Below are 19,907 nucleotides of genomic sequence, written 5' to 3' on the forward strand. Positions count from 1 at the left end.
GCTGTGGGAAGGGGTGGCAGGTCGGGCGGCGCGCGTCCCTCAGTCGGCGCTGGCGCCTGACTTCTTGACCAGCGCGGCCCAGCGCGGGATCTCGCGCTGCATCAGGGCGGCCAGTTCCTCGGGCGTGCTGCCCACCAGCTCCATGCCCAGCTGCTTGCCCAGCTTCTCGCGCACATCCGGCTGCTTGAGTGCCTTGACGATCTCGGCGTTCAGGCGCTGCACGATGGCCTTGGGCGTGCCCTTGGGCGCATACACCGCCTGCCAGGATGACATCTCGAAGCCTGGCACGCCGGCCTCGATCATGGTCGGCGTGTCCGGCGCCAGGAAGAAGCGCTTGCCCGTGGTCACTGCCAGCAGCTTGAGCTTGCCGGCCTGCAGCAGGGGCAGGGCGGCCGTCATCTGGTCGAACATGAAGGTCACCTGCCCGGCGGACACGTCCACCATAGCCGGCGGCGTGCCCTTGTAGGCGATGTGGGTGAGCGGCACGCCGATCAGGTCGGCGAACAGCTCGCCGGCCAGGTGGGTGGAGGTGCCGGCGCCGGAGGAGGCGAAGGTGCGCTTGCTTTCGTCTTTCTTGAGCAAGGCGATGAGGTCGGCCACCGAGTTGACGCCCAAGTTCGGGTTGACCAGCAGCACGTTCGGCAAAAAGGCCACCAGGCTCACCGGCTCAAAGTCCTTGACCGGGTCATAGGGCAGCTTGCGGTACAGGCCGGCGTTGATGGCGTGCGAGCTGATGGTGCCGCCCATCAGGGTGTAGCCATCGGCCGGGGCCTTGGCCACCGAGGCCGCGCCGATGCCGCCGCCGGTGCCCGGGCGGTTCTCCACCACCACGGTCTGCTTGAGTGCCTCGCCCAGCTTCTGCGCCAGCGTGCGGCCCACCACGTCGGTGGAGCCGCCGGCGGTGAACGGCACCACATAGGTGATGGGCTTGGCGGTGGGCCAGGGGGCCTCCTGGGCGCCGGCCGACGGGGCGAGGCCGGTCAGGCCCAGGGTGGTGCTGCCCGCCAGGGCTTGCAGGAGTTGGCGGCGGTGAAGGGTCATGGGGCTTGTCTCCGGTGAGTGGGCCTGCGCCCGTGCGTTGCGGGCGGTGGCGGGCGGCGCGTGGCCGGGCTATTGGTGCATTAAAGCACTAATATATCAGTGCCAGCAAGTGTGCGAAAGCCTCTGCCAGGCGCCGCAGGCGGCTGCCTAGAATGCCGCCGTTTGTCCCTTTCCGCCGCATGACCGCCCTTCCCGAGATCCTGGCCCGCTTCAAGCTGGACCGTACCCGCCATGCGGCGCCACAGGTGTTTGAGCACCTGCGCGCGCTCATCGTGTCGATGCAGCTGGCGCCCGGCACGGTGCTGGCCCGCGGCGAGCTGGCCGAAGGCTTCGGCCTGAGCCAGACCCCCATCCGCGATGCCCTGCTCAAGTTGGGCGAGGAAGGGCTGGTGCAGATCTTTGCCCAGCACGCCACCGTGGTCAGCCGCATCGACCTGACCGCTGCGCGGCAGGCGCACTTTCTGCGGCTGGCGCTGGAGCTGGAGCTGGTGGGTGCCCTGGCGGCTGATCCCGACCCCGCCACCCTGGCCCGGCTGCAAGGCGCGTTGGGCCTGCAGCGCGCGCTGCTGTCGCGGCAGGACGCGCGGGGCCTGCTGGACGATGCCAGCTACGCCGAGTTCATCGAGGCCGACCGTGCCTTCCACCAGGTGCTCTATGCGGCCCGCGGCATGGAGGCGCTGTGGACCCAGGTGCGTCGCCAAAGCGGCCACATCGACCGGCTGCGCCGCCTGCACCTGCCCGAGGCGGGCAAGGCCGCCTCGGTGGTGGGCCAGCACCAGGCCATCGTGGACGCCATCGCGCAGGGGCAGCCCGAGGCGGCCCGCGCCGCGCTGCGGCTGCACCTGAGCGGCACCCTGGGCCAGATCGACGACATCCGCCAGCGCCATCCCGACGCCGTCACCGGCTGAGGCGGCGGCGCCGGCCGACCCCCCGGGGCGCCAGCCCCATGTCTTCCAACCCGGCGCCTCTGGCGCCCCGCAGGAGAGCCCCCATGGCCCGCGCCCCTCAAATCCGATCTGCCACGCCGGCAGCCCGCCCCTTCATTCTCAACTGCACCCCCTCGCGCGAGCCTGAGAAGGACTGGGGCCTGGCCACCGCCCGCGCCAGCGGCGTGCATGCCCCGGCCGCCAAGCTGCCCGCCAAGGTGGACCTGCGCGACGACGCCCAGTGGCCGGTGGTGCACCAGGGCCGCACCGGCTCCTGCGTGGGCTGGAGCACTGCCGACGGCATCTTGCGCTGGCACCTGGCCCGCGCAGGCAAGCTCGGCCCGGGTCAGCGCTTGTCGGTGCGCTTCATCTGGATGGCCGCCAAGGAGACCGACGAGTTCCGCAGCCGGCCCACCACCTTCATCGAGCAGGACGGCACCTCCCTCAAGGCGGCGCTGGACATCGCCCGCAAGTTCGGCTGCGTGACCGAGGAGGTGCTGCCCTTCCAGCGCGAGGACGGCGAGCCCGCGCTGTTCCTCTCGCCGGTGGAAGGGGATCCCAGCCCGGTCGACACCTTCTACGCCATGGCCGCGCAGCGCAAGATCTCGGCCTACTTCAACCTGGGCCGCGACCTGGGCAACTGGCGCGCCTGGCTGGCCCACAACGGCCCCATCCTCACCCGGCTGGACGTGGACCCCGCCTGGAACGACGCCACCCGCACCCAAGGCAAGCTCCGCCAATACGACGCGGCCCAGGCGGGCGGCGGCCATTGCGTGCTGATCGTGGGCTACACCCGCAGCCACTTCATCGTGCGCAACTCCTGGGGCACCGAATGGGGCGACCGCGGCTACGCCTACGCCAGCGATGCCTATGCCGCTGCCGCCTTCACAGAGGCCTACGGCGTCGCGGTCTGACCGCCCTGGCCTGTCTGAGGCAGGTCTGTCGGTGACCTGCCTCAGGGCCACCGCACTCCACATACAGCGCACCCCGTGGCCGAGGGCGGGTGGCCGCGCGTCGTGTTGTTTGCGGTCGAGGCCTGGTGATCTGGGTCTTGTTGGGCGCCAGCGGGCCTGATGGGCACCGAACTGGCACCGACCTGACGCGGGGCCATGCACGCCCGCAGTGCCCGGGAGGGGTTTGGTCCCCGCGCTGGTGCGGCATCTGCTCGCCGGCGGTGGTCCTTCCTTGGCACGCTTCTGGCTTCTGTCGACTCCAAATCCTGACCAAATGGTCAAGAAGTTGAGCCCCACTGCTTAGCCAAGGAGTCCGTGTGACCGCCAGCCCCGCCCCCGACCTCCGCGCCGGCCGCCTGCCCGCCGCCGAGTACGCCCAGCGTTTTGCCGATGCGCAGCCGCCCCTCACGCCCGCCCAGGCCGTGCTGGAGGCCGAGCGCTGCGTGTACTGCCACGACGCGCCTTGCCAAACGGCCTGCCCCACCGGCATCCCGGTGCCGCAGTTCATCCGCCGCATTGGCGACGGCAACCTGCGCGGCGCCGCCCAGGCCATCTTGGCGGCCAACCCGCTGGGCGGCATGTGCGCCCGCGTTTGCCCCACGGAAGAGCTTTGCGAGCAGGTCTGCGTGCGCAACACGCAGCAGGGCCAGCCCATCGCCATCGGCCGGCTGCAGCGCCATGCGGTGGATGCGGTGATGCACCTGCCCCTGCCCAGCCTGCTGCCCAGCGCGCCGGCCACCGGCCGCCATGTGGCGGTGGTGGGCGCCGGCCCGGCCGGCTTGGCCTGTGCCCAGCAGTTGGCGCTGCTAGGCCACCGCGTCACCGTGTTGGACGCCCACGAGCGCCTGGGCGGCCTGAACGAATACGGCCTGGCCCGCTACAAAACCCCGGGCGACTTTGCCCAGCGTGAAGTGGCTTGGCTGCTGGGCCAGGGCGACATCCAGGTGCGCACCGGCTGGCGGCTGGACACGCCCGAGCAACTGGCCGAGCTGCGCGCCGGCCATGACGCCGTGTTCCTGGGCATCGGCCTGGGCGACACCCAGCGCCTGGGCCTGCCCGGTGAAGACCTGGCCGGCGTGGAAGACGCCGTGGCCTTCATCGCCCGCCTGCGCCAAACCGAAGACCTGAGCACCCTGCCCGTGGGCCGGCGTGTGGTGGTGATCGGCGGCGGCATGACGGCGGTGGACGCTGCCGTGCAGTGCAAGCTGCTGGGCGCCGAGCAGGTGACGCTGGCCTACCGCCGTGGCCCCGAGGCCATGGGCGCCTCGGTGGACGAGCAGCGCTGGGCCTTGCAAAACGGCGTGGTCATCCGCCACTGGGTGGCCCCACAGGCCCTGGTGGGCGAGGGCGGTGCGCTGCAGGCCGTGACCCTGGCGCAGCAAGCGCTGGTCGACGGCCGCCTGCAGCCCACCGGCGCCACCGACACCCTGCCGGCCGACCTGCTGCTCAAGGCCATTGGCCAGAAGCTGGCCGTGCCCTGGGCCGCGGCGGCGGGCTTGACCACGGCCGCCGGCAAGTTGGTGGCCGATGAGGCCGGCGCCACCGCGCTGCCGGGCGTGTGGGCCGGTGGGGACTGCGTGGCCGGTGGCCGCGACCTCACCGTCTGGGCCGTGGAGCACGGCAAACGCGCCGCCCAGGCCATCCACCAGTACCTGATCGGCTGACCCGCCGTCCCCCGCACACCTTTTTCCGGAGCCATCGCCATGGCAGATCTGCGCAGCAATTTCGTGGGCATTTCCAGCCCCAACCCCTTCTGGCTGGCCAGCGCGCCGCCCACCGACAAGGCCTACAACGTCATCCGCGCCTTTGAGGCCGGCTGGGGCGGCGTGGTCTGGAAGACCCTGGGTGAAGACCCGCCCGTGGTCAATGTGCACGGCCCGCGCTACAGCACGCTGCTCTCGCCCGACCGCCGCGTGCTGGGCCTGAACAACATCGAGCTCATCACCGACCGCCCGCTGGCGCTCAACCTGCAGGAGATCCGCCAAGTCAAACGCGACTGGCCCGACCGCGCCCTGGTGGTCTCGCTCATGGTGCCCTGCAACGAGCAGAGCTGGAAAAACATCCTGCCCATGGTGGAAGACACCGGCGCCGACGGCGTGGAGCTGAACTTTGGCTGCCCGCACGGCATGAGCGAGCGCGGCATGGGCGCCGCCGTGGGCCAGGTGCCCGAGTACATCGAGATGGTCACCGCTTGGTGCAAGCACTACAGCAAGTTGCCGGTGATCGTGAAGCTCACGCCCAACATCACCGATGTGCGCCACCCCGCCCGCGCCGCCAAGAAGGGCGGGGCCGATGCGGTGAGCCTCATCAACACCATCAACTCGGTGATGGGCGTGGACCTGGACACCCTCACCATGACCCCCAGCACCGGCGGCAAGGGCAGCCACGGCGGCTACTGCGGCCCGGCGGTCAAGCCCATTGCGCTGAACATGGTGGCCGAGATCGCCCGCGACCCCGCCACCGCCGGCCTGCCCATCTCGGGCATTGGCGGTGTGACCACCTGGCGCGATGCGGCCGAGTTCATGGCCCTGGGTGCCAGCAATGTGCAGGTGTGCACCGCCGCCATGGTCTATGGCTTCCGCATCGTGCAGGAAATGATCTCCGGCCTGAACAGCTACCTGGACGAGCGCGGCCTGCCCGACCTCTCCGGCCTGCAAGGCAAGGCCGTGCCCACCGTGTCGGACTGGCGCTTCCTCAACCTCAACCACGTCTCCAAGGCCGTCATTGACCAGGACACCTGCATCCAGTGCGGCCGCTGCCATGTGGTGTGTGAAGACACCTCGCACCAGGCCATCACTTTTGAGAAGGACGGAAAACGCCACTTCGAAGTGAAGGACGAAGAGTGCGTGGGCTGCAACCTGTGCGTGTCCATCTGCCCCGTGCCCGGCGCCATCTCCATGCGCGACCTGGCCCCGGGCGAGGTGGATGCCCGCACCGGCCGGCCCGTGCCCACCGAGCACCGCGACTGGCGCACCCACCCCAACAACCCCATGCGTGAGGCCAGCGCCGGCGCCTGAAGCGCCTGCCCACGGGCCGGGGCGCTGCCTGCGCCACCCGGCCCAGAACCTGCTGGGGCCTGCGGGCCCCTGACCCGATTCTGTGGAGACGAAGCGATGAGTGACACCCTGCTGATCCGTGGCGGCACCGTGGTGAATGCCGACCGTGAGACCCGTGCCGACGTGCTGTGCGTGGGCGGCCAGATCGCCGCCGTGGGCCTTGACCTGGACGCCCCGGCTGGTGCCACCGTGGTGGACGCCGGCGGCCAGTACGTCCTGCCCGGCGGCATCGACCCGCACACCCACATGCAGCTGCCTTTCATGGGCACCGTCACGCGGGACGACTTCTACAGCGGCACGGCGGCCGCCCTGGCCGGCGGCACCACCACCATCCTCGACTTCGTCATCCCCGACCCGAAGCAGCCGCTGATGGACGCCTACCGCACTTGGCGCGGCTGGGCCGAGAAGGCCGCCAGCGACTACAGCTTTCACGTCGCCATCACCTGGTGGGACGAGAGCGTGCACGCCGACATGGGCACCCTGGTGCGCGAAGAAGGCGTCAACAGCTTCAAGCACTTCATGGCCTACAAAAACGCCATCATGTGCGACGACGAAACCCTGGTGCGCAGCTTCCGCCGCGCGCTGGAGCTGGGCGCCATGCCCACCGTGCACGCCGAGAACGGCGAACTCGTCTTCCTGCTGCAGCAGGAGATGAAAGCCCAAGGCGTGCTGGGCCCTGAAGGCCACCCGCTCTCGCGCCCGCCCGCCGTGGAGGCCGAGGCCGCGCAGCGCGCCATCGCCATTGCCGATGTGCTGAACGTGCCCATCTACGTGGTGCACGTGTCGTGTGCTGAATCGGCCGAGGCCATTGCCCGCGCCCGCGCCCGGGGCCAGCGCGTGTTTGGCGAGGTGCTGGCCGGCCACCTGGTGGTGGACGACAGCGTCTACCGCCACCCCGACTTTGCGTTCGCCGCCGCGCACGTGATGAGCCCGCCCTTCCGCGAGAAAACCCACCAAGAAGCGCTGTGGCGCGGCCTGCAGGCCGGCCACCTGCACACCACCGCCACCGACCACTGCACCTTCTGCGCCCAGCAGAAGGCGGCCGGCCTGTTCGACTTCAGCAAGATCCCCAACGGCACCGGCGGTGTGGAAGAGCGCCTGGCCGTGCTGTGGGACGCCGGCGTCAACACCGGCCGCCTCACGCCCAGCGAGTTCGTGGCCATCACCTCGGCCAACGCCGCCAAGCTCTTCAACCTCTACCCTCGCAAAGGCCTGGTGGCCCCGGGCGCGGATGCCGACCTGGTGGTGTGGGACCCGGCCGCCAGCAAGACCCTGTCGGTGGCCACCCAGCACTCGCTGGGCGACTTCAACATCTTCGAGGGCCGCACCGTCACCGGCGCACCCAGCCACACCTTGAGCCAAGGCCGCGTGGTGTTTGCCCAGGGTGACTTGCGCGCCGAACGTGGCGCCGGCCGCTACCTCAAGCGCCCGCCGTTTGGCCCGCAGTTCACCGCGCTGGGCAAAAAGGCCGCGTTGCATGCGCCCACGTCCGTCTTGCGTTGACCGGCGCTGACCTGCACCGCCTCCCCACCGCCACCCGCTTTCGGAGATTGCCAATGACCGCGCTTGCCACCCAAGCCCCCGCCACCGACCCCGCCACCACCGACCTGTCCACCCTGCGCATCAACGGCCCGCGCCTGTGGGCCAGCCTGATGGAGCTGGCCCAGATCGGCGCCACCCCCAAAGGCGGCGTCTGCCGCCTGGCGCTGACCGCGCTCGACGGCCAGGGCCGCGACCTCGTCACCCGCTGGGCGCGCGAGGCCGGCCTGGCTGTCACCGTCGATCAAATCGGCAACATCTTCATGCGCCGCCCGGGCCGCAACCCCGCGCTGCCGCCCATCGTCACCGGCAGCCACATCGACACCCAGCCCACCGGCGGCAAGTTCGACGGCAACTACGGCGTGCTGGCCGGGCTGGAGGTGATGCGCACCCTCAACGACCTGGGCCTGCAAACCGAAGCCCCGCTGGAGGTGGTGGCCTGGACCAACGAAGAAGGCTCACGCTTTGTGCCCGTGATGATGGGCTCGGGCGTGTTTGCCGGCGCCTTCAGCCTGGACACCGCCTACGCCGCCACCGACGTGGAGGGCAAAACCGTCAAAGACGAGCTGAAAGCCATCGGCTACCTGGGCACCGAGGTGCCGGGCCAGCACCCCATCGGCGCCTACTTTGAAACCCACATCGAGCAAGGCCCTGTGCTGGAAGACCACGGCAAAACCATCGGCATCGTCACCGGCGTGCTGGGCATCCGCTGGTACGACTGCGTGGTGACCGGCATGGAAGCCCATGCCGGCCCCACCCCCATGGCCCTGCGCCGCGACGCCCTGCAAGTGGCCAGCCGCCTGATGCAAGAGGTGGTGGCCTGCGCCCACCGCCACCCGCAGGCCGATGGGGTGAACCACGGGCGAGGCACCGTCGGCATGGTGCAAGTCTTCCCCAACAGCCGCAACGTCATCCCCGGCCGGGTCAAGTTCAGCATCGACCTGCGCAACGCCACCGACGCCCTGTGCGACGCCATGGATGCCGACATCCGCGCCACCGCCGCCCGCCTGGCCGCCGAAACCGGCTTGTCGATCGAGATCACCCCCGTCTCCGCCTACCCCGCCCAACCCTTCCACCCCGACTGCGTGCAAGCCGTGGCCGCCGCCGCCCAGCGCCTGGGCTACAGCGCCATGCCCGCCGTCTCCGGCGCCGGCCACGACGCCGTCTACATGGCCCGCCTCGCCCCCGCCGGCATGATCTTCATCCCCTGCAAAGACGGCATCAGCCACAACGAAATTGAAGACGCCGACCCGGTGCACATCGAGGCGGGCTGCAATGTGCTGCTGCAGGCGATGCTGGAGCGGGCAGGGTGATGGGGTGAAAGACTGGGGCGGGCTGCTGCGCGCCTATGCCGAGGCAAATGGGTTGAAAACGTCCAGCCCCAAGGCCTTGAAATCACCGACGTTTCGTGTGGCCACGGTCAAGCCGTGCACCTGCGCCGTGGCCGCAATCATCGCGTCTTCATACAGCGTGTCGGACTTTCGGTGCATCAGCCGGGCCCACGCCCTGAAGGCCCTCGCATCCATGGGCAGCACGTTGTAGCTGTCCGCCACCAACGCCAGCCAGCCTTCAATGGCTTGGGCCTTGCCTGGGTCCTGTTCCCGCGTCAGCTCAATGCCCGCTTGAATCTTGCCCAGCGTCACCGCAGACACATGCAGTTGGGCGTCATCCAGCGATTGCAGCCAAGCCACCACGCCACCGTGGGGTCGTGGCCGCCGAAGCTCCGACACGACACTCGTGTCCAGCAAGAATTCTTGCGTCACAGCATCGGCTCCAGCTTGCGGCGTGTGGCCTTGCCGCGTGCCGGCAACGCCAAGTCGGTGCGTGCCTCGTCCGAGAGCAACAGCTGCTTGAGTGAGGGGCGCGCGGCCGACTGCAACCTGCGCCACTCGTCCACCGGAATCAGAACGGCCGCTTCTGCGCCTCGTCGGGTCACCATCTGGGGCCCTTCCAGCAGGCAAGCATCCAGGAACTCACTGAAACGCGCTTTGGCATCCTGCACTGGCCACGATTGCATCGCCATCTCCGTTGAACTGGTCATCTGACTAGTCTGATTGAGGTGGGCGGGCAAGTCACACGCTCGCGGGTGATGCTTGTTTCGAACCAAGCGAGAGGCGATTTGCTGCGCAGCACGGTTGCCCCACGTCGCCCCTGAACTTACATTCCCCTTCAACCGCTGGCGCGGCGGTCAAGTTGAACGAGGTTGACCTGCCGCGGCACGCACTGCGCGCTGGGTTCAACTCGGCGGCGCGGCAGATAAATGCCTTTTGTTATACGTCGTGAACACGTCCACCAAGCGCCTAGCCTTTAAGTACCGCAGCGGTGACGCCGGCACACTCGAGCGCGATCTAACCTCACTTCGGGACGCGACGTTCTACGCAGCGAATCGCCACACGCTGAACGATCCGTTCGAGGGACGTTTTGACCGCACGCCGCTCGATTCGCAGTTTCACGCGATGCGGGGCCTAATGTCAGCCATCACGCCGACCGCTTCAGCGTCGCTCGACGCGGTCTCAGCCGCAGCGAACGAGGTTCTTGAATTCGTCGACAAAAGCGGCGTCTTCTCTCTGAGCTACAACCCACTGCAAGAGTTGATCTGGGCGCACTACGGCGGTTCGCATCGCGGATTCTGCATCGGTTATGACTTGGAGAGACTCGTTGAGTTTGAACCCAACGTCCACCACTTCCTTGACGTTCAGTACAGCAATGCTGCTCCCGCACTACAGCCATCGGACCTGATCGCCTCCGAGTCTCATGTTGATGTTCTGAAGAAGATGCTCGGGGTCAAGTCAAAGCCGTGGGCGTACGAAGAGGAAGTACGTGTCATTACTGTCCCGCCTGGCCTACACGAACACGACTACAGGGCGGTGAAGGTGATCTACTTCGGGCTCCGCTGTCCCGAGAGCACTCAGTCCGCGGTTATGGAGGCTCTGGCGGGACGAGGCGTCGCCTACGTGCAGGTCATAAGTCCGCCTTCGTCTTATGCGCTGCAGACAAAGAAGGTTGCCGACAAATACGAATCGGCGCCCAGGTTCAAACGGAACGTCGCCCCTATCAGCGAAGGCGCGATCTATCCGGACTACCTGAAACCAGAGCAAAGGCAGCATGCCGACTACCTATACAAGGCGGCTGAGATCGTGCGCCGAGAACCGTACTGTCAAGAGGTCACTGGCGTCGACTTCAGCGGCTCGGAGAGCAAGCCCGGGAGGCCGATCATCTATGCGCACTACCTCCGCGCGCCAAACAAGTACGTCAAGAGGCTGTTCACCCTGCAGGACATAGACAGACTGTACAAGTCGCTCGACCTTCCGCTGAACGACATATAACCCTTCTAGTTGGACTTCCCGGTGAGTCAAGCAGGACCTGGCGGTTTTCCTTCCAAAGCGGTATTTGGATTTCTCGAAAGGGTGAGCCGATGAGCCGGGCTCCATTCGCTCGGCGTGACCGTGAGGTCCCAGAAGGGTTATCGAGTTGACCGTTCATCGGCTCGCAGGTCCTGAAGGCCAGCCCAAATCTAAACCCCTGTGCCCATACAAGCGGGCTTGAGGCGCGAGTGCAGGTGGTCGGTTGTTGGCCCAGATGTGAGCCGCGCAGCAGGGCGCCATTCGTTCCTCGGTGTCCTGAGCTTTTGAGGGCCGAACGGGTCGGCTGCCGGTCTGCCCTGTGGTGACCTTGCCGCGCAGTGGCTTCCAGAAGTAGAAGAGGATTGCCTGTGGGTCAGGATTTGGCAGGGGCTTTGCCGGTTCAAGCCCCCGATGCCTGGTTCAACTGCCGCAGGGTCAACGCACAGCGTTGGGTGATGAGCGTCATCACCGTGTCCAGCACAGGGTGGTGGTGCCCTTGGGCTTGAAACTGGGCCAGGGTACGCTGGGCCTGGGTGGGCAGCGTGTGGGCCAGTTGGGCGACGAGCTTGCAGGTTTGGGCGGGTGAGAGGCCCGCGTCGGTGGCAAAACGTTCCCAGTGCGCTCGGGTCAGGGCGGTGAATTGGTAGCTGCCGCCCAGTTTCATGGCCATCTTGGCCGACAGCCGGGTGTAGGCGGCGGTGCACAGCAGGTCGTAGAGCGGCGCCAGTTGGGGCAGGCGCTGCTGCCCGGTGGGGCGTACGGCAGCGAGAAGTTCTTGCCGTGTGGAACGTGGTTGCCGACCAGGGCGTTGAAGGCCACTGCATCCAGCAGGTGCAGTACGGCCGGGGCGCTGGGGCGGGTGGCCCGGCGCAACAGCTCAAAGCACTGGGCCAGGTTGGGGCCGCCTTCGGCCTGGTATTGGTGTACGGGCACCGTCAGGTGGCGTCGGCGCTTCAGGCAGCCTGTCCAACTGCAGTTGCCCGCCCAGGGCGTGCAGCACGCGCAGCAGTGTGGCCAGCCGCACGGTGGATTTGCCGGCTTCCAGCTCCACCACAAAACGCACGCCCACGCCGGCGGCCAGGGCCAGTTGCGGCTGGGTCAGGCCCAGTTGTTTGCGCGCCGCGCGGGTGGCTTGGCCCAGGGCCTCAGGGGTGGGAATGGCGTGTGCCATGGAAATTCCTGTTCGGGAATTTTGGTGCCTGGCGCAACGTGTCGGGTTAAAAAATTTCCTGATCGGGAAGCGTTGATGCCGGTTGATGGGCGTTGAAGGCGTCAGGTCCGGTGCCTGCCGCCAGAGGGAAGCGCCGGCCAAACGCTCCCATGCGCCAGCGGCCCGGCCCTCACTCCGGCTGGATGCCCGCCGTGCGGATGATGCGGCCCCAGCGCTCGGTCTCTGCGGCCTGAAAACGCGCCAGTTCTTCCGGGGCGCTGGGGCGGGTGACCATGCCGTTGTTCTCGGCAAAGGCGCGGGCTTCGGGTGTGGCCACGGCTTTGCGCAGCAGTTCGTTGAGCCGGGCCACCACCGGGGCCGGGGTGCGGGCGGGGGCGTACAGGGCGTTCCAGTGCGTGGCTTCAAAGCCGGGCAGGCCCTGTTCGGCAAAGGTGGGCACCTGGGGCAGCAGGGGCGAGCGGGTGGGGTTGGTCACGCCCAGGGCGCGCAACTTGCCGGCTTTGACCTGGGGCAGGCTGGTGGTGTAGTCCACGATCATCAGCTGGGTCTGGCCGCCCACCAGGTCGAGGATGGCCTGGGGGTTGGCCTTGTAGGGCACATGCACCACGTCCACCCCGGCTTGCTGCTGGAAGGCCTCCACCGCCACGCGGGCTGAGGAGCTGCCCTCGCCGTAGCTCAGTTTGCCGGGCTGTTTCTTGGCCAGGGCCACGAAGTCGGCCACCGACTGTGCCTCCACTGAGGGATGCACCACCATGAGCATGTAGCCCTGCACCAACTGGCCCACGGGGGTGAAGTCTTTCACGGGGTCGTAGGGCAGTCGTTTCATCAGGTGGGGGTTGGCCGCCTGGGTGGTGTTGGTGGCCATGAACAGGGTGTGGCCGTCGGGGTTGGCGCGGGCGGCGGCCTGCGCGGCGATGGCGCCCATGGCGCCGGGCCGGCTGTCCACGATGACGGGCTGCCCGGTCTCGCGCGTGACCACGGTGCCGAACAGCCGGGCCAGGCCGTCGGTGGTGCTGCCGGGGGAGGAGGCGATGATCACCGTGATGGGTTTGCTGGGGAAGGCGTCGGCCGCCAGGGTGGCCCCGGGCAGGCCGCCGGCGGCCAGCAGGGTGGCGGCAGTGCCCAGCAGGTGGTGGTGAAGTTGGCGTCGGTTCATGGCTTGTCTCCTGGCCGCCTGGGGTGGCCGGCGGCTTTGTGGTGGGCCCGGCGGGCTGCGGGGGGGCGGCCCGTCCGTGGCGGGGGGGTGAACGAGGGGGGAATTCAGGTGGTGAGGCTGGCGCTGGGGCGCTGGCCGGCCAGGGCCTGGGCCACGCTGGCCAGCACCATTTCGCCCATGGCGGCGCGAGTCTCCCAGGTGGCGCTGGCGCGGTGGGCCTGCAGGGTGACGTTGCGCAGGCCGAACAGGGCCGGGGGCACGTGCGGTTCGTCCACAAAGACGTCCAGCCCGGCGCCGGCGATGCGCCCTTGGGTGAGGGCGGCCACCAGGTCGGCCTCCACCACCAGGCGGCCTCGGGCCACGTTGACCAGGTAGCCGCGCGGGCCCAGGGCGTCCAGCACTTGGGCGTTGACGATGCCCTGGGCGGTGTCGGCGGCAGCGGCCAGCACCAGGGCGTCGCTCTGGCGGGCCAGCGCGCACAGGTCGGCCTCAAAGGGGTAAGGCAGGTCGGGCATGGGGTGCAGGTCGGTGTAGCGCACGGGGCAGCCGAAGGCCTGCACGCGGGTGGCCACGGCCCGGCCCACGCGGCCCATGCCCACGATGCCGATGCGCTGCCCCGAGAAGCGCCGCGCCAGAGGAATGGCGCTGGGTTGGGGGTGACGCACCCAGTCGCCATCGCGCACGAAGCGGTCGCCGGCCACCACTTCGCGGCAGGTGGCCAGCAGCAGGGCCAGGGCCAGGTCGGCCACGTCTTCGGTCAAGGCGCCCAGGGTGGCTGTCACCGGCAGGCCGCGCGCCCGGCAGTGGGCCAGGTCCACGGCGTCGGTGCCCACGCCGTTGATGGCCACCACCTTGAGCGCGGGCAGGCGGCGCAGCCGGTCGTTGGAGATGCCGGTGTGGCCGCCGGTGATCACGGCCTGCATGCGGGCGCCGTGGGCGTCCAGGTAGGCCTCGGGGTCGGCCTGCTCGAAGAGGCGGTGCACGGTGTAGAGGTCGTCCAGACGCTGCTGGATCTCGGGCACCAGGATGGGGTTGAGCTGGAGGATGTCAGGGCGGGTCATGGGGTTCGTCAGGGGGCTGGCGGGCAGGGCTCCGCTGGCCACCGTCGCGGGCGGCGGTGGGGTGGGGGAGCGGATGGGGTGGAGACCGGGGGGAAGGGGCGCGGCGCCGGGGTCAGCCGCGGCCCACCAGGGGCATGCGGCTGGCCATCACGGTCATCTGCAGCACGTTCACGTCCAGCGGCAGGCGGGCCACGTGGCGCACGGCTTCGGCCACATGGCACACGTCCATCATGGGCTCGGTGGCGATGGTGCCGTTGGCCTGGCGCACGCCGCGGGTCATGCGCTCGGACAACTCGGTCAGGGCATTGCCGATGTCGATCTGGCTGCAGACGATGTTGAATTCGCGGCCGTCCAGCGCCAGGGCCTTGGTCAGGCCCAGCACGGCGTGCTTGCTGGCGGTGTAGGGGCCGCTCAGGGGCCGGGGCACCTGGGCCGAGATGGAGCCGTTGTTGATGATGCGGCCGCCCTGCGGGCTTTGCCGGCGCATCAGGCCAAAGGCGCCGCGGGCGCACAGGAACACGCCGGTGATGTTGGTGTCCACCACATCGCGCCACTTCTCCAGCGGCAGTTCGTCGATGGTGACGGCCGGGGCGTTGATGCCGGCGTTGTTGAACACCACGTCCAGGCGACCGAAGCGCGATTCGATGCGCTGGAACAGGGCGTCCACGCTGGCGGGGTCGCGCACGTCCGTGGGCACGGCCAGGGCGGTCTGGCCGGCCGCAGACGCCGCCTGTTCCAGGGCCTGCAGGGGCTCGGCGCGGCGGCCGGCCAGCACCACGGCAAAGCCATCGTCCAGCAGGGCCTGGGCCACGGCCCGGCCAATGCCGCTGCCGGCGCCGGTCACCAGGGCGATGCGGGGGGTGGTGGAGGGGGAGGGGGTGTCGGTCATGGTCAGGCGGTCCGGGCGGTCCGGGCGGAAGGTGAGGAAAGGGCGGCCGATGTGGCACCGGCGGGGGCTGGGCCCGAGGCCGATGCTGGCAGCAGGTGCAGGGCCACCTGGCCCAGGCCGGCGATGCCGGCGCTCACCGTGTCGCCGGCCTGCACCGTGTCCACGCCGGCGGGGCTGCCGGTGAAGACCAGGTCGCCCGCGCGCAGCGGAAACAGCCGGGACAGCCAGGACAACAGCACCGGCACCGGCCAGAACTGCTCGGCCAGGTCGGCGTGCTGGCGCGGCTGGCCGTTCACCTGCAGCCACAGGGCGCCGTGGTCCCACCGGGTGGCGCTGCTGAGGGGGTGCACCGGGCCGCAGGGGGCTGCGCCGTCAAAGGCCTTGGCGGCCTCCCAGGGCAGGCCCTGCTGGCGGGCCTGCCGCTGCAGGTCGCGGCGGGTCATGTCCAGCCCCACGGCCAGGCCCCAGATGCAGGCTTGCGCGGCTTCGGGGCTCAGGTCGGCGCCGCCTTGGCCCAAGGCCACCACCAGCTCCACCTCGGGGCAGAAGTCGGCCGTGGCGGTAGGCAGCGGCAGGCTGCCGGCGGCCTCCACCACGGCGCAGGCGGGCTTCATGAAAAAGATCGGCGCGGGGGTGGCGGGGCCAGGCGCGTCGGGCCAGGGGTAGTTGCGCCCGGCGCAGAAGACGCGGCCGACGGGAAAGCGGTCGGCACGGCCTGCAACAGGCAGGCTCACCAGAGGGGGTGCGGGCAGGCACAGGGCCATGGCGGGGGTCTCTTTGTGGGGCCGCGACCGGGGGGGTTTGGGGCGGTGGTCGCTGCCGTTTCTCGATGGGGAGATCGTAGGTTTGTGTTGACTTGATGGTCAATCTTGATCAATCAAATCAATACAATTGGGCATGACCACCTGGCTCACCTTGGAAGACGCCTGCCAGCAGCTGCAGGTGCGGCCGCAGACCGTGTACGCCTACGTCAGCCGCGGCAAGATCGATGTGGCCCCCGACCCGGCCGACAGCCGCCGCAGCTTCTACCGGGCGGAAGACGTGGCGGCGCTGCAGCAGCGCAAGCAGTCGGGCCGCAAGCGCGAGACCGTGGCCACCAACACCCTGTTTGGCGCCGAGCCCAGCATTCCCACGGCGCTCAGCAGCTTCTGGCGCGGTCGGCTGCACTACCGCGGGCAGGACGCCATCCAGCTGGCCGAGCGGGACACGCTGGAGGCGGTGGCGCAGCGCCTGTGGGACACGGCGCGGCCGGTGGTGCTGGCTGCACCGGGGGTCAGTGCTCCGGCGCAGCCCGGGCGCACCGCCGCCTTTCTGGTGCTGGCGCAGCGGGCGGCCACGGGCCACGCCACCCTGGGCCGCACCGCGCGCGCCCTGCATGAAGAGGCCCAGGCCCTGGTGGGGCACCTGGCGGTGGCTCTGGGGGCGGCGTCTTCAGGTCCGGGTGAGGTGCACCAGCGCCTGGCGGCGGCCTGGGGCCAGCCGGCCGAGGTGGCCGACCGTCTGCGCCAGGCCATGGTGCTGCTGGCCGACCATGAGATCACCAGCTCGGCCTTTGCCACGCGCATTGCCGCGTCCACCGGCGCCTCGCTGCCGGCCTGCCTGCTGGCGGGGCTGGCCACCTTTTCGGGGCCGTTGCACGGGGACGCCTCGGGCCGGGTGCGCGCCCTGTTCGACGATGTGGCGCGCGTGGGCGGCCAGGCGGTGCTGGACCGCCACCTGGGGGCCGGCCTGCCGCTGGCCGGCTTTGGCCACCCGCTCTACGCCGAGGGGGACCCACGCGCCGCCGCGCTGCTGGCCCGCCTGTCGCCCCCGCCGGCCATTGCCGACTTCATGGCCCGCGCCAGCGCGGCCACCGGGCTGCAGCCCAACATCGACTTTGCCCTGGCCACCCTGGTGGCCACCCACCGCCTGCCGGCGGACGGCGCGTTTGCACTCTTTGCCCTGGCGCGCAGCGTGGGCCTGCTGGCCCATGGCATGGAGCAGCTGAGCATGGGCCAGGTCATCCGCCCACGGGGGCGTTACACCGGGCCGGCGCCGGCCTCGGCCGTGCCGCGATGAAACTCAGCCCGCCAGCCCGCAGCCCTTCAACACCATCCCCAGCACATGCGCCTCGGCGCGGGCGTGGTCCTCGGGCGTCAGGGTGTCGCGGTCCAGCACGGCACGGATCTGCACGTCGAAGTCCGCGTAGGTCTGGGTCATGGCCCAGAGCGAGAAGAACAGGTGCGTGCTGTCGATGGCCGGCAGGCGGCCGGCGGCGATCCAGCCGTCGATGACGGCGGCCTTGGCGGCCACCATGGTGCGCAGGTGGCCCCGCAACGCCTGGCCCACCACCGGGGCGCCGTGCAGCAGCTCGTTGGCGAAGACGCGGCTGGCGTCGGGCCGCTCGCGGCTCAGGGCCATCTTGCGCCGCACGTAATGGGTCAGCGCCTCTCGCGGATCGGCTTCGGGCACCAGGGCGTCCGTGGGGTCCAGCCAGTCGGCCAGCACGCCGTCCAGCACGGCCTGGTAGAGGTCGCGCTTGTTGCCGAAGTAGTAGTGCAGGTTGGCCTTGGGCAGGCCGGCCACCTCGGCGATTTCGGCCATGGTGGCACCCTGGAAGCCGGTGCGGGCGAAGACCTGTTCGGCCGCGCGCAGGATGGCGGCCTCGTTGGCTTGGCGGATCTGGCCCTTGCGGGGCTCCCGGGATGGGGTGCTCATGGGGCGGCGAGCTTAACCGCAGGAACGGCCGTGCGGGCCGCCGCCGGGCCACCCCGGCAGGCGGCTGCGCTTACTTCTGCGCCGCTTCCCACACCGCATGGCTCATGGCGGCCTTGCCCGGGTCTTTCTTGATGACCGGCGAGCTGCCGCCGCTGAGCAGCACCTTGACCGTGCGCTCATAGGCGGCCGGGTCCAGGTAGCCGATCTTGGCCGTGCCGGCGGTGCTGATGAGCTTGGCCACGTTTTCCATCTGGCGCTTCTGCACCGCCACCGTGGCGGTGCCCGAGGCGTCCTGGGCCACCACGATGCGGGCGGCACCCTCGGGGTCCCGGACCGCGTCGTTCCAGCCCTTGAAGGTGGCCTTGAGGAACTTGGCCATCCGGGCCACAAAGGCCTTGTCCTTGAGGTTGCTCTCCAGCACGTACAGGCCGTCCTCCAGCGAGGCCACGCCTTCTCTCTCATAGAAGAAGGTGGTCAGGTCGGCCTCCTTGACGCCGGCGTCGATCACCTGCCAGTACTCGTTGTAGATCATGGTGCTGATGCAGGCGGCCTGGTTCTGCAGCAGCGGGTCGACGTTGAAGCCTTGCTTGAGCACCTTGATGTCGGTGTCGGGCTTGAAGCCGAGCTTGCCCATCCAGTTCAGGAAGGGGTACTCATTGCCGCCGTACCACACGCCCAGGGTCTTGCCCTTCAGGTCTTTGGGGCTGCTGACGCCGGCAGATTTTTTGCAGGTCAGCATCAGGCCGGATTTGTCGAACACCTGGGCGATGTTGACCAGCGGCACGCCGGCCTCGCGGGCGGCCAGGGCGTCGGGCATCCAGTTGACCACCACATCGGCGGACTTGCCGGCAATCACCTGCACCGGCGAGATGTCGGGGCCGCCCGGCTTGATGGTCACGTCCAGGCCCTCGGCCTTGTAGTAGCCCTTGGCGGCGGCCACGTAGTAGCCGGCAAACTGCGCCTGCGGCACCCACTTGAGCTGCAGCGTCACCTTCTCGGCGGCCAGGGCCGGGGTGGTGGCGCCAGCCAGGCTGGCGGCGGCGGCCGCTGCCAGCAGCGCGCGGCGGGACAGGCGTAGGGCTTCAACACGGGTCATGCTCATCAACTCCTGGTGAACTGCCGCAAGGGGCAGGGAAGGGCGGGGAAGAAGGGAACCGGAAACGGGAGCAGGCCAGGACAGCGCCGGCCAGGGGCCTCAGCGCGCACGCACTGAGGGATGCCAGAAGTTCACCCGGCGCTCCAGGCGCACCAGCAGCGCGTAGGCCAGCGAGCCGGTGACCGAGGCCACCACGATGGCGCCCCACACCAGCGGCATGTTCATGCGCGCCGCTTCGGTGGAGATGCGAAATCCCAGGCCCGAGGTGGGCGAGCCGAAGAACTCGGCCACGATGGCGCCGATCAGCGCCAGCGTGGCATTGACCTTGAGGGCGCCAAAGATGAAGGGCAGGGCGGCGGGCAGGCGCAGGTCCAGCAGGGTGCGGCGGTAGCCGGCGGCGTAGCTGTGCATCAGCTCGTGCTCCAGCTTGCCGGCGGCGTTCAGGCCCGCCAGGGTGCTGACCAGGGCAGGGAAGAAGGTCATGAGCACGATCACCGCCGCCTTGGAGGGCCAGTCGAAGCCAAACCACATCACCGCGATGGGGGCCACGCCCACCAAGGGCACGGTGCTGGTGAGCGAGGCCAGCGGCAGCAGGCCGCGCTGCAGGAAGGGCGCACGGTCAATGGCGATGGCGGTGGCCACGCCCAGCAGGTTGCCCAGCAGGTAGCCCGCGGCCACGGCCTTGAGCACGGTCTGGGCAAAGTCGCTGCCCAGGGTGGCGGCGTGGTCCCGCAACGCCTGCAGGATCAGCGAAGGGGCGGGCAGCAGCACCCGCGGCACCTCGAAGGTGTGGACCAGCAGCTCCCAGAAGAACAGCGCCCAGGCGCCGGCCAGGCCGGCGGTGGCCGGCGCCAGCGCGGGGTGCCCGTCCAGCGCGGCCAGGCGCTGCACGCTGAGCTGTGCCAGGCCAGCCAGGGCCAGCAGCGCCAGGCCGTAGCCGGCCGCCGGCGCCTCGGGGCGGCTGGCCAGCAGCAGGCC

Annotated in this window: 21 protein-coding genes; 8 read left to right on the plus strand and 13 right to left on the minus strand. The window is 69.5% G+C overall.

Features of this window, described 5'->3' with window-relative positions:
- Window positions 1-39: 39 nt before the first annotated feature.
- Window positions 40-1,041, minus strand: a complete 1,002-nt coding sequence (locus G3A44_RS12960) for a Bug family tripartite tricarboxylate transporter substrate binding protein (protein WP_163457946.1) — start codon at window positions 1,039-1,041, stop codon at window positions 40-42.
- Window positions 1,042-1,220: 179 nt separating this feature from the next.
- Between G3A44_RS12960 and G3A44_RS12965 the strand changes: the two genes are divergently transcribed.
- The 6 genes from G3A44_RS12965 (at window position 1,221) to G3A44_RS12990 (ending at window position 8,828) form a co-directional block, all read left to right on the plus strand.
- Window positions 1,221-1,949 carry a GntR family transcriptional regulator gene (locus tag G3A44_RS12965; RefSeq protein WP_163457947.1) on the plus strand — a complete coding sequence of 243 codons (729 nt, stop codon included), beginning with the start codon at window positions 1,221-1,223 and terminating at the stop codon, window positions 1,947-1,949.
- 83 nt (window positions 1,950-2,032) lie between these two features.
- Entirely contained in the window at window positions 2,033-2,881 is an 849-nt protein-coding gene (locus G3A44_RS12970) for a C1 family peptidase (protein WP_163457948.1), read from the plus strand.
- A gap of 356 nt (window positions 2,882-3,237) precedes the next feature.
- Entirely contained in the window at window positions 3,238-4,584 is a 1,347-nt protein-coding gene (locus tag G3A44_RS12975) for an NAD(P)-dependent oxidoreductase (RefSeq protein WP_163457949.1), read from the plus strand.
- A 39-nt stretch (window positions 4,585-4,623) separates the two neighbouring features.
- On the plus strand, window positions 4,624-5,937 hold the full coding sequence (gene preA / locus G3A44_RS12980; protein WP_163457950.1) for an NAD-dependent dihydropyrimidine dehydrogenase subunit PreA: 1,314 nt from the start codon (window positions 4,624-4,626) through the stop codon (window positions 5,935-5,937).
- 96 nt (window positions 5,938-6,033) lie between these two features.
- Window positions 6,034-7,479, plus strand: coding sequence for a dihydropyrimidinase (gene hydA / locus G3A44_RS12985; protein WP_163457951.1), 1,446 nt, complete (start codon window positions 6,034-6,036; stop codon window positions 7,477-7,479).
- A 53-nt stretch (window positions 7,480-7,532) separates the two neighbouring features.
- Window positions 7,533-8,828 (plus strand): Zn-dependent hydrolase, encoded by a 1,296-nt coding sequence (locus tag G3A44_RS12990; RefSeq protein ID WP_163457952.1) that lies wholly within the window; start codon window positions 7,533-7,535, stop codon window positions 8,826-8,828.
- A 33-nt stretch (window positions 8,829-8,861) separates the two neighbouring features.
- Here the strand turns inward: G3A44_RS12990 and G3A44_RS12995 are convergent, their stop codons facing one another.
- Complete coding sequence (locus tag G3A44_RS12995; RefSeq protein ID WP_163457953.1) at window positions 8,862-9,278, minus strand: type II toxin-antitoxin system VapC family toxin; 417 nt, start codon at window positions 9,276-9,278, stop codon at window positions 8,862-8,864.
- The gene (locus tag G3A44_RS13000; protein WP_163457976.1) at window positions 9,275-9,532 is read right to left on the minus strand and encodes a type II toxin-antitoxin system Phd/YefM family antitoxin; all 258 of its coding nucleotides are present in this window, start codon (window positions 9,530-9,532) and stop codon (window positions 9,275-9,277) included. The genes G3A44_RS12995 and G3A44_RS13000 overlap by 4 nt, the downstream gene beginning before the upstream one ends.
- A gap of 262 nt (window positions 9,533-9,794) precedes the next feature.
- Between G3A44_RS13000 and G3A44_RS13005 the strand changes: the two genes are divergently transcribed.
- Window positions 9,795-10,841, plus strand: coding sequence for a DUF2971 domain-containing protein (locus G3A44_RS13005; RefSeq protein WP_163457954.1), 1,047 nt, complete (start codon window positions 9,795-9,797; stop codon window positions 10,839-10,841).
- A gap of 418 nt (window positions 10,842-11,259) precedes the next feature.
- Here G3A44_RS13005 and G3A44_RS13010 read toward each other — a convergent pair whose 3' ends face one another.
- The 7 genes from G3A44_RS13010 to G3A44_RS13040 all read right to left on the minus strand — a co-directional run bounded on the left by G3A44_RS13010 (window position 11,260) and on the right by G3A44_RS13040 (window position 15,870).
- Window positions 11,260-11,529, minus strand: coding sequence for a HipA domain-containing protein (locus G3A44_RS13010; protein WP_163457955.1), 270 nt, complete (start codon window positions 11,527-11,529; stop codon window positions 11,260-11,262).
- Entirely contained in the window at window positions 11,520-11,792 is a 273-nt protein-coding gene (locus G3A44_RS24315) for a HipA domain-containing protein (RefSeq protein WP_163457956.1), read from the minus strand. The genes G3A44_RS13010 and G3A44_RS24315 overlap by 10 nt, the downstream gene beginning before the upstream one ends.
- Window positions 11,737-12,030 carry a helix-turn-helix transcriptional regulator gene (locus tag G3A44_RS13020; protein ID WP_163457957.1) on the minus strand — a complete coding sequence of 98 codons (294 nt, stop codon included), beginning with the start codon at window positions 12,028-12,030 and terminating at the stop codon, window positions 11,737-11,739. The genes G3A44_RS24315 and G3A44_RS13020 overlap by 56 nt, the downstream gene beginning before the upstream one ends.
- A 169-nt stretch (window positions 12,031-12,199) precedes the next feature.
- Window positions 12,200-13,186 carry a Bug family tripartite tricarboxylate transporter substrate binding protein gene (locus G3A44_RS13025; protein ID WP_163457958.1) on the minus strand — a complete coding sequence of 329 codons (987 nt, stop codon included), beginning with the start codon at window positions 13,184-13,186 and terminating at the stop codon, window positions 12,200-12,202.
- Between the two features lie 104 nt (window positions 13,187-13,290).
- A complete protein-coding gene (locus G3A44_RS13030) occupies window positions 13,291-14,247 on the minus strand; it encodes a 2-hydroxyacid dehydrogenase (RefSeq protein ID WP_163457959.1) in 957 nt (318 codons plus the stop codon).
- A gap of 112 nt (window positions 14,248-14,359) precedes the next feature.
- Window positions 14,360-15,136, minus strand: coding sequence for an SDR family oxidoreductase (locus tag G3A44_RS13035; protein ID WP_163457960.1), 777 nt, complete (start codon window positions 15,134-15,136; stop codon window positions 14,360-14,362).
- A 2-nt stretch (window positions 15,137-15,138) separates the two neighbouring features.
- Window positions 15,139-15,870, minus strand: a complete 732-nt coding sequence (locus G3A44_RS13040; protein WP_310734373.1) for a fumarylacetoacetate hydrolase family protein — start codon at window positions 15,868-15,870, stop codon at window positions 15,139-15,141.
- Between the two features lie 163 nt (window positions 15,871-16,033).
- On the opposite strand from G3A44_RS13040, the gene G3A44_RS13045 reads away from it, so the two are divergent.
- Window positions 16,034-17,194, plus strand: a complete 1,161-nt coding sequence (locus G3A44_RS13045; RefSeq protein WP_163457962.1) for a citrate synthase family protein — start codon at window positions 16,034-16,036, stop codon at window positions 17,192-17,194.
- A 3-nt stretch (window positions 17,195-17,197) separates the two neighbouring features.
- On the opposite strand, the gene G3A44_RS13050 is transcribed toward G3A44_RS13045, so the two are convergent.
- The 3 genes from G3A44_RS13050 to G3A44_RS13060 form a co-directional block, all read right to left on the minus strand.
- On the minus strand, window positions 17,198-17,833 hold the full coding sequence (locus tag G3A44_RS13050) for a TetR/AcrR family transcriptional regulator (protein WP_163457963.1): 636 nt from the start codon (window positions 17,831-17,833) through the stop codon (window positions 17,198-17,200).
- Between the two features lie 70 nt (window positions 17,834-17,903).
- Entirely contained in the window at window positions 17,904-18,929 is a 1,026-nt protein-coding gene (locus G3A44_RS13055) for an ABC transporter substrate-binding protein (protein ID WP_163457964.1), read from the minus strand.
- Window positions 18,930-19,028: 99 nt separating this feature from the next.
- Window positions 19,029-19,907: ABC transporter permease (locus G3A44_RS13060; RefSeq protein WP_163457965.1), on the minus strand; the 879-nt coding region annotated here is incomplete at its 5' end.

This window comes from Ideonella livida, assembly GCF_010499455.1.
Taxonomy (GTDB): Bacteria; Pseudomonadota; Gammaproteobacteria; order Burkholderiales; family Burkholderiaceae_C; genus Ideonella; species Ideonella livida.

Coding starts and splice junctions, on each gene's coding strand:
- G3A44_RS12960 (WP_163457946.1), bottom strand. CDS start 1,041: ATGACCCTTCACCGCCGCCAACTCCTGCAAGCCCTGGCGGGCAGCACC.
- G3A44_RS12965 (WP_163457947.1), top strand. CDS start 1,221: ATGACCGCCCTTCCCGAGATCCTGGCCCGCTTCAAGCTGGACCGTACC.
- G3A44_RS12970 (WP_163457948.1), top strand. CDS start 2,033: ATGGCCCGCGCCCCTCAAATCCGATCTGCCACGCCGGCAGCCCGCCCC.
- preA (WP_163457950.1), top strand. CDS start 4,624: ATGGCAGATCTGCGCAGCAATTTCGTGGGCATTTCCAGCCCCAACCCC.
- hydA (WP_163457951.1), top strand. CDS start 6,034: ATGAGTGACACCCTGCTGATCCGTGGCGGCACCGTGGTGAATGCCGAC.
- G3A44_RS12990 (WP_163457952.1), top strand. CDS start 7,533: ATGACCGCGCTTGCCACCCAAGCCCCCGCCACCGACCCCGCCACCACC.
- G3A44_RS13000 (WP_163457976.1), bottom strand. CDS start 9,532: ATGCAATCGTGGCCAGTGCAGGATGCCAAAGCGCGTTTCAGTGAGTTC.
- G3A44_RS13010 (WP_163457955.1), bottom strand. CDS start 11,529: ATGGCCATGAAACTGGGCGGCAGCTACCAATTCACCGCCCTGACCCGA.
- G3A44_RS13020 (WP_163457957.1), bottom strand. CDS start 12,030: ATGGCACACGCCATTCCCACCCCTGAGGCCCTGGGCCAAGCCACCCGC.
- G3A44_RS13025 (WP_163457958.1), bottom strand. CDS start 13,186: ATGAACCGACGCCAACTTCACCACCACCTGCTGGGCACTGCCGCCACC.
- G3A44_RS13030 (WP_163457959.1), bottom strand. CDS start 14,247: ATGACCCGCCCTGACATCCTCCAGCTCAACCCCATCCTGGTGCCCGAG.
- G3A44_RS13035 (WP_163457960.1), bottom strand. CDS start 15,136: ATGACCGACACCCCCTCCCCCTCCACCACCCCCCGCATCGCCCTGGTG.
- G3A44_RS13045 (WP_163457962.1), top strand. CDS start 16,034: ATGACCACCTGGCTCACCTTGGAAGACGCCTGCCAGCAGCTGCAGGTG.
- G3A44_RS13050 (WP_163457963.1), bottom strand. CDS start 17,833: ATGAGCACCCCATCCCGGGAGCCCCGCAAGGGCCAGATCCGCCAAGCC.
- G3A44_RS13055 (WP_163457964.1), bottom strand. CDS start 18,929: ATGACCCGTGTTGAAGCCCTACGCCTGTCCCGCCGCGCGCTGCTGGCA.